Below are 19082 nucleotides of genomic sequence, written 5' to 3' on the forward strand. Positions count from 1 at the left end.
GTACCTTTCCGTGGTTCACAGGCTGATGTCCCCGATGGAGTTGCGCCAGTCGCCCAGGTCCACGTCGCGGCCGATGCGCCACAGGGTGTCGAGCTCCTTGCGGACCTCCGTGCCCATGACGGTGTCGTCGCCGTCGATCTCGGTCTGGGTGGAATCGATGGCGAGCTGGCCGTGCAGGAACGAACTCACCAGGAAGTGGCCGTCGACCTTGAACACGGCGATGGACGGCAGGGAGTTGTACACGCGGACCCGGAGCAGTGGACGGCCCTCCGGCCGGATTCCCAGGCAGAGCTCGGCGAGGCCGGCCAGGCACCGCTCCACGCTCGCCCTCACGTCCACCGCGAGCGCGCGATCGCGTACGGCCGTCAACGCCTCGTCACGCAGCCCCGCCACGGGTGATGCCGGATGCAGCAGCATGATGCGCACCGGGACCTGCCGGTCGACGATCGCCTTGCGCAACGCGGGCTCGATGTGCTCCAGATTGGGGATCCACGTCTGCAGGATGACGACTTCCTGTGCGGCGCGGTTCGCGAACTCCGTGAACTGGTCCTCGGGGAAGCGCCGGTGCACCCTGACCACGCCGCTGTAGTGCTCCTGCTTGAGCCGCTGCGCGACCGCGTCGATGTCCAGCTTGGACAGGTGTGCCTCGATGTTGGAGTCCAGCGCGCTGACCTGGGCCTGGACGTCGTCGAGCTTCCTCAGCCGGTCGATCTCCAGCAGGAGGAACACCGTGACCGTGCTCAGGATGAGCAGCGTGACCTTCGGGAGCGCACCTCCGGGCGCCAACGCGTCGAGCCAGCCGAACAGGTCCGCCAGCAGCACCACGACACCCGATGCGGCCATCAGGCCCAACGCGATCCGTTCCGCCCGATAGCGAAATTCACCGCTCATGCCACACCAGCCCCCCGGCGCGCCGTCTGGGCGTCGACCGTACACCGCGCCACTGCGCCGTAGACGTGCTTCTGGACATGAACGGTTTCAGATGAGGCTGTGCCGGACCGCGCAGGCCACGGCGTGGGCGCGGTTGCGGGCCTGCAGGCGGGACATCAGCTCGTAGATCACGTTCTTGATCGTGTGCTCCGAGCAGGACAGGGTGCGGGCGATCACCGCGTTGCCGTGACCCTCCGCCATCAGCGTCAGCACCGCGGTCTGGCGGGCCGTGAGCCGCGGGGCGTCCGGTGGGGCCCCCGCGGACCGGAGGGCCCCAGCGGCCGTGGTGGCGGCCGGGGCGGCGGTGGCGTTGCCCGCACCGGCGGTGGTGGCCGCGCCGAGCAGCCGGACCAGGGCCGGGTACGGCATCCTGCCGTCCCCGGCCTGGCGCAGCAGGCTCAGCCGGTCCGGCGCCGCGGGGAGCCGTACGGGCACGCTCTCGCGCGTGAGTTCGGCGACGGCGCTCACAGCAGGCCGACCCGGAGGGCGTAGGCCACCGCGTGCGCACGGTTGCGCAGCCGGAACCGTTGGGTGATGTCGTGGACGACGCTGGTCACGGTCCGCGGCGAGTAGCACAGCTGCTTGGCTATCTCGTTCGTCTCGTGGCCGTCGGCGACCAGCCGCAGCACGCTGCGCTCGCGGTCGCTCAGGCCGGCCGCCGCCCACGGGTCCGCGCCCCCGGCGGGGCCGCCGCCCGCCCGGCCGCCGGCGCCGGAGCGCTCCAGCAGCCGGTCCAGGAGGTCCGGCGGCAGCGTGCAGTCGCCGCGGGAGGCGGCCAGGACGGCGCGCGAGAGGCGGGTGACGTCCGCCTCGCGGCGGCGCAGCAGCCCGCGGGCGCCGGCCGCTATGGCGTGCAGGGCGCCGTCGGGCGCCAACTCGCCCGCCACCAGCACCACATCGGGGCGGGCCGGAGTGTCGCGGACGGTGCGCAGGACGTCGAGCTCGGGCCGGCCGACCTGGTCCACGGTCATGACCACGACCCGCGGAGCGCCGCCCGGGGCCGTCAGGGACACTTCGGGGCAGGCGAACAGGGTGCTCTTGGTTCCGGCTTCCAGCACGGGGTCGAACGCGACGACGTCGACAGGGACGGGTACTCCCACCAGGTCCTCCGATGATCATCCGCCGGCCGGGGTGCCGGACGGGCGGAAGGGGCACTGGACACAGGCTGCGGGTAGGGGACCGGGTGCGGCATCGGGCGGCGGCCCCCACATTTGTGAAGGACCGCCCCCGCTGGCGCGGTTCCTGCGCAGCCAGCCCTCCGAGGAGCCCGCGACCTGCCGGAACCCGTACGCCGCGGGCCCGCCCCGCGGCCCCCGCACCACCCCGTACGGCAGGCCCGCGGAGCCCATGGGGGCGGCTCCGCGGAATATGGGGGATCGGCCCCCATGTGCGCGGCCCCCGCCCTCTGCGAGTTTTCTCCTGTGACTGACACCGCCACCACCGCCGAAGAAACCCAGGTCGGCGGCCTGGCCCCCGCTTGGTGGGCCCGGGCCCTGAACCTGCGGGAGCGGCTCGCCGCCCCGGGTGCCCCGGTACCCGCGCCGGCCGACGCCCCCCACAGCCGACCGGCTGCGTGGAACCTGGGGGACACGGACGGCTTCGCGGCCCGGCTGGCGAACCTGGGAGCCACGGAGGAAACGGCGTACGCCCTCGCGGCGGAAGCCCCCGGCCGGCTGGCCGCCCGTACGGCCGCGCCGCAGTGGGCCCGCTCCATCGAGCAGATCGTGGCATCGGCCCCCGCACTCGCCGGCCGACCGGCCGCCCCGGCGGCGGACGCGGACGGCGCCGCGGTGTTCCTGCCCGCGCTGCGCCCCCTGATCGACTCCGCCTGGGCGCAGGCCGCCGCGCAGATCGACCTGCCCGAGGACGAACTCGCCGTGGTGCGGAACGCGTTCGAGGAGCGGCTCGGCGACCGGCTGGTCCGCCAGTCCGCCCGCACCCTGGTCCGCGAGCTCCACCGGGCCCGTGCGGAGGGCCTGTTGGCGGGGGAGACCCCGCAGGGGCGGTTCGCCTCCTTCACGGCCCGGCTCAGCACCGGGAAGGGCCTCGCCGAGCTGTTCACCCGCTACCCGGTGCTGGCCCGGATGCTGGGCCAGGCCTGCGGCCACGCGGCCTCGGCCACCGTGGAGCTGCTGGACCGGTTCACCGCCGACCGGGCGGAGATCGTCGCCGGGCTGCTGCACGGCACCGACCCGGGCGCCCTCGTACGGGTCGACCTGGGGCGCGGCGACGTCCACCAGGGCAACCGGTCCGTGGCCCTGCTGCGCTTCGCCGGTGGCGCGACCGTCGTGTACAAGCCCCGGCCGCTGGACCAGCACCTCCTGCTGGACCGGGCCGTCGAGTGGACCAACGGCAAGGTACCGGGCCTGGGCCTGCGGACCCCGCGCTCGGTGCGCGGCGACGGGTACGGCTGGCTGGAGTTCATCGAGCACGCCTGGTGCGGCTCGCCCACCGAACTGGACCGGTTCTACCGGCGCCAGGGCGCGCTGCTGGCGCTGCTCTACGCCGTCGACGGCGTGGACATGCACTACGAGAACGTCATCGCCTGTGGTGACCAGCCGGTGCTGGTGGACGCCGAGACCCTGCTCCACTTCGGGCTACCGGCGGCCGTGACCTGCGGAGCCGACCCGGCGGCGGACGCCCTGGCCTCCTCGGTGTACCGCACCTGCCTGCTGCCGAGCCTGCTGATCGGGGAGAACGGCGCCATGGACATCTCGGCGCTGGGCGGCGGGGACGGCGGCTCGTACCCCAGCGACGGACTGCGCTGGGAGGCCGCCGGGACGGACGGGATGCGGCTGCTGCGCGGCCCGGTGGCCAGCGCGGCCGGACAGAACCGGCCTGCGCCGCAGAGCAGGGCGGCCGGCCACGCGGACCACCGGGCCGCGCTGCTGGAGGGGTTCCGGGTCGGGTACGACGCGATCACCGAGCACCGGGCCGAACTCCTCGGCACGGACGGAACCGACGGAACCGACGGAACCGACGGCAGCGGCGACGGCGGCGGCCTGCTGGCCCGCTGGGCGACCAGCCCCGGACGCCTGATCGCCCGCTCGACCCGCCTCTACACGACCCTGCTGGACGAGTCCACCCACCCCGACCTGCTGCACGACGCCCTGACCCGCGACTCGGTACTGGCCGTGCTCTGGGCCGAGTCCGAGCACGATGCGGCCCGCCAGCGGCTCATCGAGGACGAGATCGCCGACCTGTGGTCCGGGGACGTGCCGCTCTTCTTCCACCACCCCGCGGACACCGCGCTGAAGACCTCCCGGGGCACCCGCCTCGACGGCGTACTGTCGGCCCCGAGCTTGCGCGCCGCCCGCGCCAAGATCGCCGCCATGGGGGAGGTGGACCGCCACGACCAGGAGTGGATCATCTCGGCGACGCTCGCCGTCACCGGGGCCAACCTCAGCGTCGGCGGACCCCGTTCGACCCTGGCCGGGCCGGCCGCGCCGGCCGTCGTGCCCGAGCCGTCCCGGCTGCTGGCCGCGGCCTGCGGGATCGCCGACGAGATCGCCGCCCGGGCGGTGCACGGCGGCGGGCGCGTCAACTGGCTAGGCCTGGAGCAGGTGGCCGGCGAGCACTGGGCGGTCCTGCCCATGGGGGGCGGCCTCGCCCAGGGCTACTGCGGAGTGGCCCTCTTCCTGGCCCAGCTCGGCGCCCTGACCGGCGCCGAGCGGTACACCGCGCTCGCCCGGCAGGCCGTACGGCCGCTCCCCGCGCTGCTGGCCACGCTCGCCCGCGATCCCGGGCTGGGCGCAGCGGTCGGACCCGGCGCCTTGCACGGACTCGGCGGCATCGTCTACACGGCGGCCCGGCTGGCCCCGCTGCTCGGCGAGGGCCTGCGCGACTGCCTGCCCGACGCGCTCGCCGCCCTGGAACGCGCCGCCGACGCCGATGCCGAGGAAGGCGCCGAGGGACCGGCCGCGCTGGCCGACGGCCTCGCCGGAGCGCTGGCGGCCGCGGTCGCGGCGCAGCGCACGTACGGGGAGGCGGCGCAGGGAACGGCCCGGCGACTGGCCGACCGGCTGCTGGTCCGGGCCGAGAAGCACCTGGCCGAACAGCACCCGGCGGTCCCCGGCTTCGCCCACGGCGACGCCGGCATCGGCTGGGCCCTGCTGCGCTACGCCGCCGCCCGGCAGGAGGCCGGGCAGCCGGGGGCCGCGTACGCCCGTACCGGCGCCGCCCTGCTGCGTCCGGCACTGGACGAAGCCCTGCTCCGCCCCGCCGACCTCGGCTGGCACACGGGCCTCGCGGGCACCGCCCTGGCGGCCGCTGACGCACTCGGCGCGGCCGGGCAGCCGGTTCCCACGGTAGAACTCGACCGGTGCGCCGCGCTGTTGGGCGCGCCCTCCGAATCACCCGACCTCGGTCTCCACCGCGGCGCCCTCGGATCCCTGGAACTGTTGGGCGTCCTCGCCGGGCAGGGCCACGAAGGGGCCCGGACCGACCTCGGCCGCCGCGCCGGGGAGATTCTCGGCCGACTTGAGGATCACGGCCACCGCTGCGGCACCCCGGACCACGTACCGTCCCCCGGATTCCTCACCGGACTCTCCGGCATCGGGTACGCCCTGCTCAGGCTGGGCTTCCCGGAGGCCGTCCCCTCCGTCCTGCTCCTCGAACCCGCCGTGCACGCAGGCGCCCCCGCACTTCAGCACTGAGCACCACTCCCCATCAGGTAACGAGAAAGGTACTCATCACCATGCAGAAGCCCCAGGTCAACGCCCAGTCCGTCACCGCCGCCGACGAGGCCGCCGCCATGGCCGCCGCCGAGGCGCGGACCGAGGACCCGGCCGGCGGGATCACCCTGTCGGGTCGGAACAAGGCGTGCGCCCGGGCCCGTGCTCTGGCCGGTGTGGTGCTCACCAGCGGCATCGTCATCACCCTGAGCTCGATCGACACCAGCGTGTCGGCCCCGAACGTCACCTGGTAGGGGGTCGGCGGCCCGTGTCCGATCTTCTCCGGATCTCTCCCTGATCTTCACTCCGCCCTTGTTCGAAACGGCCAACTTTCGTCGCACAATCAGCCGTTCACATGAACTAGATTGCGGACATGCGTTCCCGTTCGCGGTACATCGTCGGTCGTGACTCGCAACTGCGGGAGATCAAACAGGCACTGACCGACGCGGGCGAAGGGCGCGGCGGCGTCGTCTTCCTGGTCGGTGAGGCCGGAATCGGAAAGTCCAGGCTCGCCGCCGAAGCGGTGGGCATGGCCTTCGGCATGGGCATGCGCGCTCTGAGGGGCCGCAGCAGCACCACCGGCCCCACCGTCCCTTTCCGGCCACTCACCGAAGCGCTCATGTCGCTGTTCCGCAGCGGCCCGCTCGACGGCACCTCCCTGGACGACCTGCCCCTGGGTCCCTACCGGCCCGCGCTCGGCAGGATCATCCCGGACTGGAGCAGCGACGCCCAGAACAACAGCTCCATGGTCATCCTCGGCGAGGCCGTCCTGCGGCTGCTCATCGCCACCGGCAAGGAGCACGGCCAGCTCCTCCTCCTGGAGGACCTGCACGACGCCGACCCCGAAACGCTCGCGGTCGTCGAATACCTGGTGGACAACCTGGAGTACACCAACGTGGTGCTCCTGGCCACCATCCGTACGGAGCCCTGCGACGCGCTCGACATGGCCGACTCGGCCCGCCGGCGCGGCGTGGGGACCGTACTGGAACTCGCCCCGCTCACCCGCCCCGAAGTCGGCGCCGTCATCGCCGCCCAGCTGGACACCGAGCCCGAACGGGTCCCGCAGGCGGCCCTGGACCGGCTCTGGGACGACAGCGCCGGCAGCCCCTTCCTCGTCGAGGAACTCCTCCAGGGCATGATCGGCAGCGGCGCCCTGGTCCGGTTCGAGGACGGCTGGCGGGTCGTCGGCGACCTGCGCAGCGACGTGTCGACCGCCCTCGCCCGGGGCATCCTGCGCCGTATCGACCGGCTCGGCCCGCAGGGGCTGACCCTGCTCTCCGCCGCCGCCGTGATCGGCCGCCGCTTCCCGCTGACCGTGCTCCAGCGGATGACCGGCATCGACGACCGCGGACTGCTCAGCCACCTGCACGCCGGTGTCGCGGCCCAGCTCGTCGTCCCCGACGAACCCGCCCCCGACTGGTACGCGTTCCGCCACTCGCTCACCGCCGAGGCCCTGCTCACCCAGCTCACGCCCGGCAACCGGGCGACGATGGCCGGCCGCGCCGCGGACGCGGTCCAGGAGCTGTACCCCGACCTCGAAGGCGACTGGTGCCCCCTCGTCGCGGAGCTGCGCTCGCAGGCGGGCGACGAGGCCGAGGCCGGCCGGCTGTTCACCGACGCCGGCCTGCGCGCCCTGGCGGCCGGTGCGATCGGCTCCGCGATCACCTTCCTCAGCCGCGCCGAACGGCTGCTCGCCGCCAGCCAGGACCCCGCCGGGCGCAGCGACGCGCTGGAAGCCCTGCTTCCCGCGCTCGCCGAAGCCGGCGACTTCGCCCGCGCCTTCGGCTTCGCGGAGAACCTGCACACCCTCGGCGGCAGCGGCCTGAGCGCCGGCCGGCTCGCCGCCCTGCACACCCGGCTCGCCAAGGTCGCCCACACCGCGGGCCGCTGGGAGGACGGCAATAGACAGATAGCCCAGGCCAGAGCCCTCCTGGCCGCCCACCCCGACGAGAGACGCACGGCCTCGACGGATGTCACCGCCGCCTACCTCGCACTCGACACCCCCGGCCCCGACCGCACCCAACTGGCCGAGAAACTCGCCCACTCCGCCCTCCAGGCGGCGCAGCGGCACGGCCTGGCCACCGTCGCCTGCCAGGCCCTGGAACTCCTCGCCACCCTCGCCCGCGAGCGGGACTTCGACGAGGCCACCGCCCTGCTGGAATCGGCCCTGCAGACCGCCGAACAGCACCAGCTGCCGCTCCAGCGCATGTACGCGCTGACCCGGATCGGCGGCAACTACTGGCTCACCGAAGGCGCCACCGCCCCGCTGCTGGCCGCCCGGAGCGAGGCCCAGCGGCTCGGCTCGGCCACCATCGTCTACACCATCGACGGCATCATGATCCTGGACGCCGTCCTGCGGGCCGAGTTCGCCACCGCGCAGCAGTCCGCCGAGGAGTGCCTGGCCGTCGTACAGCGCCTGCGGCTGGCCCCGGCCACCCGGTACGTCCTGATGGCCCGGGCGACGCTGGCCGCCCACCGCGGCGACCGGCCCGCGATGGAGAGCGCCCTCGCCGCCTTCGTCGACTGGGACGGGGCCGGCTCCCAGGAGGAACCGCTGACCCGCGGTCTCGCCCGGGCCTTCTGCGCGCTGACCGAGGAGGACCGGCCCGGCGCCGTCCGCGAACTGCGCGCCGTCGCCGACCTCGAAGACACCAACCCCAGTACGTACTACCTCAGCGGGCGGTACGGCATCGGCCTGCTCCTCGACGTGCTGTCGGGGGAGGCCGACCGCGCCGCGTACGAGGAGATCGCCGCCACCGCGCCCGGTCGGATGCGCTGGAACAGACAGTTCGTCCTGTTCGCCGGGGCCGTCCTGCTGGGCCGCGAACGGCGCCCCGAGGAGGCCGCGGCCGCCGTGGCCGAGGCCCTGCGCGCCGCCGCCCCGTACGCGACCGCGCTCCACCTGGGCCTGCGGCTGATCGCCGACGCGGCGTACGAGGACGGCTGGGGCGAGCCGGTGGCCTGGCTGCGCCGCGCCGAGGAGCACTTCCACCAGGGCGGCGTCGCCGCGGTCGCGGGCGCGTGCCGTGCGGCCCTGCGCCGCATGGGCGCCCCGGTGCAGCAGCGCCGCTCGGGTTCGAGCACCATCCCGGACGTCCTGCGCTCCCAGGGCGTCACGGTCCGCGAGTACGAGGTCTTCCTGCTGCTCGCGGAACGCCTGGGCAACAAGGACATCGCCGACCGCCTCTACATTTCGCCGCGCACCGTCGAGAAGCACATCGCGGCCCTCGGTACGAAGACCGGCCGCACCAACCGCGCCGCCCTGTGCGAGCTCTCCGCTTCCCTGGCCCCGTCGGCGCCCTGAGGCGCCGGCCCCCGCGCCGGGACGCCCCCGCCCTGCGGCGCGGGCGTCCCGGCGCGGCCGGCCCCCGGTCAACGCATCTCGCGGACGGTGCGCGAGCTGAGGATGCCGATCCCCGTCACCGCCAGGACGACCGCCGAGACGGCGAACATCGGGCCCGTGCCCGACCCGGCCAGGGCCCCGCAGACGATCAGGGAGAGCGGGGCCACCGCGTAGCCGATCACCAGGTCCACCGAGATCACCCGGCTCAGTACCGAGCCGTCGATGGTGCGCTGGATCCAGCTGAGGCCGAAGACCCCCTGGAAGCCCATCCCGAAGCCCATCGCCAGGACGGTGGCCAGGGCCCCGGCGGTGTTGCCGACGAGGCCGAGCAGGCCCGTGCCGATCGCCAGCCAGCCCGCCAGCGCGGCGATCAGCAAGCCGATCCGAGGGCGGCTGTTCAGGGCGCCGCCGACGAGGGTGCCCAGCATCGCCCCGCCGGCCAGTGCGCCGTTGAGCAGTCCCAGGGTGGCCGAGCCGCCCTGCAGGTCGACCTTGGCGAGGGTGGCGAAGCCGACCGTGAACGGCCCCGCCTGGCAGAAGGTGACGGCCGCGTCGACGGCCAGGATCGTACGGATCCGCGGGTCCTCGAAGGCGTACCGCAGCCCGGCGCGGATCCGGGCGCCCAGCGAGAGCGCGGCCGCCGCCCCCGCGTTCCCGTCCGCCCCGTCCGCCCCGTCCGCCCCGTCCGCCCCGGGGCGGGACGGCGGGCGGATCCCCGAGACGCACAGGCCGCAGAGGGCGAAGCACACCCCGTCGACGAGGAAGGCGACCGGTGCGTTGGAGAAGGCCACCACCATGCCGCCGACGGCCGGCCCGAGCACCGAGGACACCTTCGCGGCGACCCCGAGCAGGGCGTTGGCCGGGGCGAGCAGCTCCTTGTCCACCACCGACGGCAGGATGGAGGCCCGGGCGGGCTGGAAGAACGCGTCGACCGCGCCGAAGGCCGCGGCGGCGCAGCACAGCATCCACACCGTCAGGGATCCGGCCAGGCCGGCCAGGCCCACGCCGGCCATCAGGCCGGCCCGGACCCAGCTGGAGAGCGTCATCAGGGTCCGGGAGGACCACTTGTCGCTGAGGGAGCCGCCCACCAGGGTCAGCAGGGCCCGCGGCACCGCCTGGCACGCGAGGACGTAGCCGAGGGACAGGGCTGAGCCGGTCAGGCCGAGCGTGATCCAGGAGAAGGCGATGTAGCTGAACCCGTCGCCGAGCAGGGACAGGGACTGCCCGAGCCACAACAGGCGGAACGACGGCAGCCGGGCGGGGGCGCTCAGCCGGGACCGCACGTCCACCAGGGTGGAAGCCATGAACGAATCCCCTTCGTAGGTCTGTCGGGCCGCCGTCCGGCGGCCGTGGTCAGTAGCGGACGGGCAGGGCCGTCAGCGCGCGGTTGAGGAGGGACGGCTGCCAGGCGTGCTGCTCGGGTAGCAGCTCCAGGCCGGGGTACTCGCGTACGAGTACGTCGACCACCGCGCCGGTCACCAGCCGGGCCAGCGCCGCCCCGATGCAGAAGTGCGCGCCGAACCCGAACCCGAGGTGCGAGGCGCTGCCCCGCCGGACGCTGAACAGGTCCGGGTCGGGGAAGCGCGCCGGATCGCGGTTGGCCGCCGCCGTGACCAGGAACAGCCGGTCTTCGGCGCGTACGGAACGACCGTCGAGGTCGAAGTCCCGGGCGGCGGTGCGGATCGACATCTTCGACGGGCCGTCGAAGCGCATCGCCTCCTCCACCGCCATCGACACCAGCTGCGGGTCGTCGCGGACGGCGGCCAGCTCGTCGGGGTGCTCCAGCAGGGCGAGCACGGTGTTGACGATCAGGTTGCTGGTGGTCTCGCCGCCGGCGAAGGCCATCTGCGTCAGCATCCCGACGAACTCCTCCTCGCTGACCGAACTCCCTATCTGGCCGCCCGCCAGCACGGCGCTGATCAGGTCGTCCTTGGGGTCGGCGCGGCGCTGGCGCACCAGGTCGGCGAGGTAGTCGTCCAGGTTGACCAGGGACTGGAGCGAGGTGCGGTACTCGCGCTCCTCCTGGGCGGCCCCCAGGACGAGGTCGCCGACCCGGGCGTTCCAGTACCAGAAGGACGGGCCGTGAGCCTGGGGGACGCCCAGCCAGCGGGCGAAGACCAGGGCGGGCAGCGGCCGGGCGATGTCGGCGACCAGGTCCCCGATCCTGCCGGGGACGGCGCGGCGGGCGAGCATGGCGCGGGTGGCGCGCTCGACGAAGGCCCGGTAGCGGCCGATCGCGCGGGCCGCGAACTGCTCCTGGAACACCTGGCGCAGCCGCCGGTGCTGCGGGGCGTCGTTGAACACCATCCAGCGGGACAGGATCGCGAAGGCCCGCTCGGCGTCCTCGCGGGCGCCCTCCGGCACGGCGTCCATCAGCGGGCGCACCCGCTCGGCGGAGACCGCCGGGTCGCGCAGGCAGTGCATCAGCTGGGCGTGCCCGGTGACGAGCCAGGCCCGGTGCATGGCCGACCAGTACACGGGGTCGTGGTCGCGCAGGGAGTTCAGGTACCCGTACGGGTCCGCGTTGACGGAGGGGTCGAGGAGGTAGCGCTCGGTGAAGCCGGCAGCCGGGGCGGGGGCCGGCGGCCGGACCTGCGGGGCGGACGGGGAGGCGGCCTGCGGCGCCGTCCTCCCCCTGACCGGGCACACCAGCCCGGTCTCGGTCTCGGTCGCGGTCGTGGTCGCGGGGGTGTGGGTGGTCAGGACGGTCATCGGCGTTCCTCCGACTGGATCCGGCCGAGCACGGCAGCGGTCTTGTGCATCAGCCGTTCGGACATCATGGACATGTGGTCGCCTTCGGTGACATGGACGGTCAGCCCGCCGAGCGCGGTCTCGCGCCAGCGCTCGACATAGGTCCGGAAGTCCACGTCGAGCCCGGGCATTGCCTCGCCGTCGGGCAGTTCCGCGGCCGCGCTGCCCACCACGAGGTGGACATGGCCGGAGTAGGGGCGCAGCTCGTAGCCGGCCAGCGCGGTGAGCAGCGAGTGCCACACCTCGATGGGGGCGTGCTCCACCAGGGCCACCTCGCCGGGGCTCATGCCGGCGCCCAGCAGCAGCGTGGTGAGCTCGGCCACGGCCGTCACCCGCTCCGCGGACGGGGGCAGCGCGCGGACGCGATCGCGCATCCGCAGCCCCCGCTCCATGTCCCGGCCGACCGCGGCGAGGCGTTCGCGGGCCGCCGGGTGGGGCAGGTACGGCTCGATCAGCGTCAGCGGGGCGACGGTGTGACCGGCCTCGTGCAGCTGGGTGGCCATCTCCAGGGCGATGTTGGCGCCCATGGACCAGCCCAGCAGGTCGTGCGTGCCGTGCCCGCCGTGCACGGCCAGCTCGGCGGCGTAGTTGGCCGCGATGCCGGCGATCGTGGTCGGGTCCACACCGCCGAGCAGCCCGCGGGCCTGGAAGGCCCGGACCGGCTGCCCCGGCGGGAGGGCCCGGGCGAGCGGCACGTACCAGGCGCCGCTGCCGCCGCTGGGGTGCACGCACCACAGCGGGGAGCCCTCGCCCTCGCGCAGCCGGACCTCCGAGGTGACGGCCCGGGGCGGCGCGAGCGGGTCCGCCGGGCCGGCGGGCCGCGCGGCTTCCGCCGCCGCCTCGGTGGCGCGGGCGGCGAGCCGGGAGATCGTCGGGAGTTCGAGCAGGTCCCGTACGGAGACGCTCAGCCCGCGGGCGGCGGCCTGCGCGGCGACCCGGACGGTGGAGAGCGAACTGCCCCCGAGGGCGAAGAAGTCGTCGTGGACGCCGACCTGGGAGATGCCGAGCACCGTGCGCCACACCTCGGCGAGGACCACCTCGGCCGGGGTGCCGGGCGCGACGTACGCGGTGGCGCTGTGCAGGCGGTCGGCCGAGGGCAGCGGCAGGGCCTTCTTGTCGACCTTCCCACTGCTGTTGACCGGCATCGAGTCGAGGAAGACGAACCGGGCGGGAACCATGTAGGCGGGCACCTTGGCCCGCAGGGCCCGGCGGAAGGGCTCGACGACGGGTTCCACCCCCGCCTCGGGGACCACGTACGCGACCAGGGCCGGCTCGGGCAGGTCGCGCCGCAGCAGGACCACCGCCTGCTGCACGTCCGGCAGTTCCCGCAGCCCGTGCTCGATCTCGCCGAGCTCGATGCGGAACCCGCGCAGCTTGACCTGGCTGTCGCGTCGGCCCAGGACCTCCACGGCGCCGTCGGGCAGCTGGACACCGATGTCGCCGGTGCGGCACAGCCGGCCGCCGGGGGCGCCGTACGGGTCGGGGACGAACGCCGCGGCGGTCAGGTCGGGGCGGTTCACATAGCCCCGGCCGATGGCGCGCCCGCCGAGGTAGACCTCGCCCTGCACCCCGACGGGGACCGGCTGGAGGTCCTCGTCGAGGACGTAGACCTGGGTGTTGCGCATCGGCCAGCCGATCGGCGGACGCTTGCAGTCCGGCTTGAGGAGGGTGGAGACGGACCACACCGCCGTCTCGGTGAGCCCGTAGACGTTGTAGAACCGTCGTCCGCGCGCCCACTTCTGGGCCAGTTCGGCGGGGCACGCCTCGCCGGCCACCTGGAGGGTCCGCAGCGCGGGGAAGCGGTCCTCGCCCAGGGCGGCCAGGGCGCTCGGCGCCAGCATGGCGACCGTGATCCCGTAGTCGAGCAGGGTGTTCGACAGGTCGGCGCCTGCGCGCAGCGCCTCCCGGGGCGGGGTGCACAGCTGGGCGCCGTTCGCCAGGGCCCACGTCAGGTCCAGGATCGAGACGTCGAAGCTGAGGGAGGCGAACTGGAGGACCCGGTCGGCGGGGGTCACGGGGAACAGGTCGCGCTGCCCCTCCAGCATGTTGGTCAGGCTGCGGTGCTGGATGGTGACGCCCTTGGGCGTTCCCGTGGAGCCGGAGGTGTAGAGGACGTAGGCCGCGTTGTCCGCGGTGACCGGCAGCGCCGGGGCGGCGTCCCCGACGGGGCCGGCCCAGGTCTCCGGGTCGTCGACGACCAGGGTCGGGCCGTCGAACGGGATCGTCCCCAGCAGCGAGGACTGGGTGATCAGCACCGGCATCCCGCTGTCCTCGACGATGAACTTCAGTCGGTCGGCCGGGTGCTGCGACTCCAGCGGCAGGAAGGCGCCGCCCGATCGGAGCACACCGAGTACGGCCCGGACCATCTCCGGACCCCGGTCGAGGCAGATGCCGACCGGTACCTCGGGGCCGACGCCGAGCGCGCGCAGGCGGTCCGCCAACTGGTGCACCGAGGCGTCCAGTTCGGCGTAAGTGACCTCGTGCTCGCCCTGCCGGACGGCCACCGCGTCGGGCGTGCGCGCGGCGTGCTCGGCCACGCACTCGTGGAACATCAGCGGGGTGTTGGGCAGTTCGGGCCCGCGGCCCCACTCCTCCAGCGCGCGGATGCGTGCCTCGCCGGCCAGCGCCGGCGCGGTGACGGGCGCCTGCGGCCGCGCGGTCATCGCCTTCAGCACCCCGCACATCAGGTCGGCGAGCTGCTCGGCGGTGGCCGGGGCCAGGTAGTCCGGGTCGACGTCGAGGGTGAAGGACTCGATGCTCGCGTTGAGCATCAGCGGGAACGCCGTGCGGGCGATCTCCAGCGAGTCGTCCCAGCTGTCCCCGGACAGTCGGTGGAAGTTGACGTAGTTGAAGAGGGTGTCCGCCAGGCTGGGCGTGCCGGGCCGCAGCTGCGCCATCCGGGCCAGCGGCACCCTGCGGTAGGGGAGCATCTCCTGTTCGGCGGCGAACGCCGCCCGCAGGTACTCCAGCCAGCTGCCCCGGGGCCGCCGCACGCCGAACGGCACGGTGTTGAGGAACAGCCCGCGCATCCGGTCCGCGCCCGGCACCTCGGGCCGGCCGTTGGTGACCAGGCCGATCGAGTGTCCCTCGGCGGAGCCGTCGCGCTCGGCGAACAGGCTCATGGTGTGGTGGAACGCCGAGAGCAGGACGGTGCGGCGGGGCACCCCGGCCAGCTTGGCCAGCCGGCCGATCGGCTCGGCGAGGGCGGCGTAGGAGCGGCGCACCTCGTGGACGACCTGCCCGCCGTCGGAGGCCTCCGTGCCGCGCCGTGTGAACCGGATCGGGCTCAGGTCGCTCAGCGCGGACCGCCAGTAGTCCAGGCCCTCCTCGTCGACGAGCGCGGCCCGCTCCAGCGCGACGTACTCGGCGTACGGGGGCGCCGCCGGCAGCTGCGGGGTCCGGCCCTGCGCCACGGCCTGCCGGTGCAGGTCGAGCAGGTCCGCGATGAGCGAGGTCAGGCTCCAGCCGTCGAGGACCACGTGGCAGTCGGTGAGGGTGAGCCGCAGCTCCCGGTCGGTGAGCCGGTGCAGGTGGATGCGGACCAGCGGAGGGGCCGCCAGGTCGAAGCGCCGGGCGAACTCCGCGTCGACGTAGCCCCGGACGGACGCCCACTGCTCCTCGTGCGGCAGGCCCCGCAGATCGCTGTAGCCGACGGGGAGTTCCGCGGTGCGGTGCACCAGCTGGAGCGGCTCGGAGAAGGACACCAGGTCGATGGAGGACCGCAGGATGCTGTGGCCGCGTACGACGGTGTCCACCGCGGTCTGGAACGCACCGAGGTCGAAGCCCTCCGGCACGGTGATCTTGAGGTCGGTGACGTTGTGGTAGGCGCCGCGGCCCGGGTCGGCCAGCATCTCGTGCAGCATGCCGGCCTGGAGCATGGTCAGCGGGTACGCGTCGTCGAGCCCCTCCGGGAGCCGGGCAGCGTCCGCCGGGTCGAGCTGGGAGAACGGCTCCACGGGCGCGGGGCCGCCGCAGTCGGCCGCGTCCGTCGCCAGCGCCGCCAGGTCGCCCAGGGTGCGGGCCCGGAACAGGTCCGGCACGCTCAGGCCCAGTCCGGCGGAGCGGGCCTGCCCGATCACCCGCAGGGCCAGCATCGAGTCGCCGCCCAGGTCGAAGAAGTTGGCCGTGCGGCTGATCCGCTCGGCGCCCAGCACGTCCGACCAGATGCGGGCCAGCGCCTCCTCGGTCGCACCGACCGGCGGGACGTGCCCGGCGGGCGCGGCCGCCCCCTCGACGGCCACCGCCACCAGGGACGTGCGGTCCACCTTGCCGTTGGCGGTGATCGGCAGCTCCGGGTGCCGCACGAACAGCGCGGGCACCATGTACTCGGGCAGCGTCAGCCGCAGCCGGTCGCGCAGGTCCGGCGCGTCCAGCGGCCGGCCCTCGGTCAGCACCACGTGGGCGACCAGGCGGGCGCCGCCGTGCGCGTCGGGCCGCGCCACCACCGCCGCGTCCCGTACGCCGGGCAGCGCGCGCAGCGCCGTCTCGATCTCACCGGGCTCGATGCGGAAACCGCGGATCTTCACCTGGTGGTCGGCCCGCCCGGCGTACGCCAACTGGCCGTCGGGCAGCACCCGTACCAGGTCACCGGTCCGGTACATACGGGTCCCGGCCGGACCGAACGGGTCGAGGGGGAACCGCTCGGCGGACAGCTCCGGCCGGTTGCGGTAACCGCGGGCGACGCCCCCGCCGGCCACGTACAGCTCACCCACCGTGCCGTGCGGCACCAGCCGGCCCGCGCGGTCCAGGACGTAGCCGTGCTGGCCCGCCAGGGGGCGGCCGATCGGCGAGGACACGGCGCTGACCGTGTCCTCCTCGGTGATCAGCCGGTAGGTGACGTGCACGGTGGTCTCGGTGATCCCGTACATGTTCACCAGAGCGGGCCGCCCGTCCTCGGGCACGGCGAACCAGTCGCGGTAGTCGCGGGCGTCGAAGGCGTCACCGCCGAAGACCACGGTGCGCAGCGCGAGTGCGCCGAACTCCTCGCCCTGCTGGGCCAGATGGGCCCGCAGCCCCTTGAAGGCGGCCGGGGTCTGGTTGAGCACGGTCACGCGCTCGTCGCGCAGGACGGCGTGCACCGCGGCGGGGTCGCGGACCTCGTCCTCGGTCAGCACCACCACCCGCCCGCCGGAGGTCAACGGGGCCCACAGCTCCCAGACGGAGAAGTCGAACGCGGGGGAGTGCAGGAGCGTCCACACGTCGTCGGCGCCGAAGTCGAAGTGGCGGTCGGCGGCGCCGAGCAACCAGGCGAGGTTGCCGTGGGTGATCTCGACGCCCTTGGGCTGTCCGGTCGACCCGGAGGTGTAGATGACGTAGGCGAGGGTGTCCGGGCCGGGGAGCGCGTCCGCGAGGGGGTCGTTGGCCCCGCTGCGTTCGCCGGTGCGGTCGCCGTCGCCGGCGCAGTCGGCGGCCAGCGGGATCACGCCCACCGGCAGCCCCTCCACCGCGGCCCGGCCCACACCGTCGGCGACCACCCACTCCACCCCGGCGTCACCGACGGTGAACTCCCGCCGGGCCCGCGGGTGGGCGGGATCCAGCGGCAGGTACGCCGCGCCGGCCCGCCAGACGCCGAGCAGCGCCACGGCCAGGTCGACCGAGCGGCCCAGGCACACGCCGACCAGGGACTCCGGGCCGATGCCCGCGGCCCGCAGTCGCCGGGCCAGGGCCAGGGAGGCCGCGTCGAGTTCGGCGTAGGTCAGGCTGCGGCCCCCGCCGCAGACGGCCACCGCGGCGGGGGTCAGCCGCATCCGCTCGGCCAGGCGCTCCAGGGCGAGCCGCGGAGCAGGCTCGGGCACGGAGTCCGCCGGGGGGCGGTTCGCGGGGCCGTCTTGGCCGAGCAGTGCGGCCCGCTCGTCCCCGGTGAGCAGGTCGGCCATGCCGAGCGGCACGTCCGGGGCCTCGGCGAACGCCCGCAGCACCGCGACCGTGTGCTCGGCCAGCGTGGCCACCGAAGCCGCCTCGAACAGGTCGGGGCGGTAGACGAACCGGAGTCGGATGCCGTCCGCGTCCTCGCCGACGTCGAGCGTCAGGTCGAACTTCGCGGTGGTCAGCTCGATGGGGAAGGCCGTGCCCGTCGCCCCGCCGAGGGCGTACGTCTCCTGCCGCGCGGTGGCGGAGTGCGAGAACAGCACCTGGAACAGCGGGTTGCGCGACAGGTCCCGCTCGGGGCTCAGTTCGTCGACGACCCGCTCGAAGGGCAGGCTCTGGTGGGAGAGGGCGCCCAGGACGCTCTCCCGGGTCCGGGCCAGGAGCTGCGCCGAGGTCGGGTCGCCCCCCAGATCGGTGCGGATGACCAGGGTGTTCACGAAGAAGCCGACCAGCTGCTCGATCTCGGGGCGCTCGCGGTTGGCGACGACGGTGCCGATCGCGATGTCGTCCTGGCCGCTGTGGAAGGCGAGCGCCGCCTGGAAGGCGGCCATCAGGGTCATGTACGAGGTGGTGTCGGCCCGTCGGTTGAGCTCGGCCAGGGCCGCCGTCAGCGGCGCGGGGAGCTCGACGGCGTGCACGGCGCCGGCGAAGGTGCGCACGGCGGGGCGCGGGTGGTCAGTGGGCAGTTCGAGCGGTGTCAGGCCGGAAAGGGTCGTGCGCCAGTAGTCCAGTTCCGTGCTGTCGTCGGCCCCGCGCTGCCAGTGCGCGTAGTCGGTGTACTCGACGGGTGGCGCCGCGAGCTGCGGGGGCCGGCCCCCGCTCCTGGCGTGGTAGCAGGCGCTCAGGTCGCCCGTCAGGACGTCCAGGGACCAGCCGTCCGAGACGATGTGGTGCATGGCCAGCACCAGCACGTGGTCGTCGGCGGCGATCCGCAGCAGGGTGGCCCGGAACGGGGGCGCCGCGGCCAGGTCGAAGGGGCGCAGCGCCACCTCCCGTACGGCCTCGGCGAGCGCCGCGCGGTCGCCGTCGCGCACGGCCGGGGGCAGCTCGACCACGTCCAGGCCCGCCGTGTCGGCGGCGGCGAGCACGTGCTGGGCCGGCACGCCGTCCTCGTGGGAGAACACCACCCGCAGCTGCTCGTGGCGGGCGACGAGGTCTCCGATCGCGGCGCTCAGCGCGGCCACGTCCAGCGGGCCGGCGAACCGCCAGGCCGCGGGCATCAGGTACTCGACGCCGCCGGGGTCGAGCTGGTCGAGGAAGTACAGGCGCTGCTGGGCGGCCGACAGGGGGGCACGGGCGGGGCGCGGTTCGAGGCGGGGGATGCCCGCGGGCGCGGCGGCGGTCTTGCCGCGCAGCCGCATTTCGAGGAGCCGGCGAGCGGCCGGCGAGAGACCGGCCGGGGCACCGGGGGCCGCGGTGGCGGCCGTGGCGGGCGTGGCGGCGGTGCCGGTGGGGGCGGAGGTTTCGACCTGCGCAGTGGTCATTGCGAGTGCCGTCCAATCAAGGGCTGGGATCGC

Annotated in this window: 9 protein-coding genes; 3 read left to right on the top strand and 6 right to left on the bottom strand. The window is 74.4% G+C overall.

Annotation, left to right across the window (positions count from 1 at the left end; all coding sequences use genetic code 11):
• Nucleotides 1-15: 15 nt before the first annotated feature.
• The 3 genes from OG974_RS01690 to OG974_RS01700 form a co-directional block, all read right to left on the bottom strand.
• The gene (locus tag OG974_RS01690) at nucleotides 16-891 is read right to left on the bottom strand and encodes a hypothetical protein (RefSeq protein ID WP_327279186.1); all 876 of its coding nucleotides are present in this window, start codon (nucleotides 889-891) and stop codon (nucleotides 16-18) included.
• 87 nt (nucleotides 892-978) lie between these two features.
• Nucleotides 979-1398, bottom strand: a complete 420-nt coding sequence (locus OG974_RS01695) for a helix-turn-helix transcriptional regulator (protein WP_327279187.1) — start codon at nucleotides 1396-1398, stop codon at nucleotides 979-981.
• Nucleotides 1395-2030 carry a LuxR C-terminal-related transcriptional regulator gene (locus tag OG974_RS01700; protein WP_327279188.1) on the bottom strand — a complete coding sequence of 212 codons (636 nt, stop codon included), beginning with the start codon at nucleotides 2028-2030 and terminating at the stop codon, nucleotides 1395-1397. The genes OG974_RS01695 and OG974_RS01700 overlap by 4 nt, the downstream gene beginning before the upstream one ends.
• A gap of 321 nt (nucleotides 2031-2351) precedes the next feature.
• Here OG974_RS01700 and OG974_RS01705 point away from each other — a divergent pair, with 321 nt between their 5' ends.
• The 3 genes from OG974_RS01705 to OG974_RS01715 all read left to right on the top strand — a co-directional run bounded on the left by OG974_RS01705 (nucleotide 2352) and on the right by OG974_RS01715 (nucleotide 8907).
• The gene (locus OG974_RS01705) at nucleotides 2352-5585 is read left to right on the top strand and encodes a type 2 lanthipeptide synthetase LanM family protein (RefSeq protein WP_371645141.1); all 3234 of its coding nucleotides are present in this window, start codon (nucleotides 2352-2354) and stop codon (nucleotides 5583-5585) included.
• A 41-nt stretch (nucleotides 5586-5626) separates the two neighbouring features.
• Nucleotides 5627-5857 (top strand): hypothetical protein, encoded by a 231-nt coding sequence (locus OG974_RS01710; RefSeq protein WP_371645143.1) that lies wholly within the window; start codon nucleotides 5627-5629, stop codon nucleotides 5855-5857.
• A 119-nt stretch (nucleotides 5858-5976) separates the two neighbouring features.
• Nucleotides 5977-8907 carry an AAA family ATPase gene (locus OG974_RS01715; protein ID WP_327279190.1) on the top strand — a complete coding sequence of 977 codons (2931 nt, stop codon included), beginning with the start codon at nucleotides 5977-5979 and terminating at the stop codon, nucleotides 8905-8907.
• A 68-nt stretch (nucleotides 8908-8975) separates the two neighbouring features.
• Here the strand turns inward: OG974_RS01715 and OG974_RS01720 are convergent, their stop codons facing one another.
• From OG974_RS01720 to OG974_RS01730, 3 genes are read right to left on the bottom strand one after another with little or no spacing between them, the layout of a single operon-like run.
• Nucleotides 8976-10250, bottom strand: coding sequence for an MFS transporter (locus tag OG974_RS01720; protein ID WP_371645145.1), 1275 nt, complete (start codon nucleotides 10248-10250; stop codon nucleotides 8976-8978).
• A 49-nt stretch (nucleotides 10251-10299) separates the two neighbouring features.
• The gene (locus OG974_RS01725; protein WP_371645147.1) at nucleotides 10300-11658 is read right to left on the bottom strand and encodes a cytochrome P450; all 1359 of its coding nucleotides are present in this window, start codon (nucleotides 11656-11658) and stop codon (nucleotides 10300-10302) included.
• Nucleotides 11655-19049, bottom strand: a complete 7395-nt coding sequence (locus OG974_RS01730) for an amino acid adenylation domain-containing protein (protein WP_371645148.1) — start codon at nucleotides 19047-19049, stop codon at nucleotides 11655-11657. Before OG974_RS01730 ends, OG974_RS01725 begins: the two co-directional genes overlap by 4 nt.
• Nucleotides 19050-19082 lie beyond the last annotated feature (33 nt).

The organism is Streptomyces sp. NBC_00597 (genome assembly GCF_041431095.1).
In the GTDB taxonomy this organism is placed as follows: Bacteria; Actinomycetota; Actinomycetes; order Streptomycetales; family Streptomycetaceae; genus Streptomyces.

Excerpts from the sequence above, each read along its gene's own strand:
- OG974_RS01690 (WP_327279186.1), bottom strand. The coding sequence starts at position 891 with ATGAGCGGTGAATTTCGCTATCGGGCGGAACGGATCGCGTTGGGCCTG.
- OG974_RS01710 (WP_371645143.1), top strand. The coding sequence starts at position 5,627 with ATGCAGAAGCCCCAGGTCAACGCCCAGTCCGTCACCGCCGCCGACGAG.
- OG974_RS01715 (WP_327279190.1), top strand. The coding sequence starts at position 5,977 with ATGCGTTCCCGTTCGCGGTACATCGTCGGTCGTGACTCGCAACTGCGG.
- OG974_RS01720 (WP_371645145.1), bottom strand. The coding sequence starts at position 10,250 with ATGGCTTCCACCCTGGTGGACGTGCGGTCCCGGCTGAGCGCCCCCGCC.
- OG974_RS01725 (WP_371645147.1), bottom strand. The coding sequence starts at position 11,658 with ATGACCGTCCTGACCACCCACACCCCCGCGACCACGACCGCGACCGAG.
- OG974_RS01730 (WP_371645148.1), bottom strand. The coding sequence starts at position 19,049 with ATGACCACTGCGCAGGTCGAAACCTCCGCCCCCACCGGCACCGCCGCC.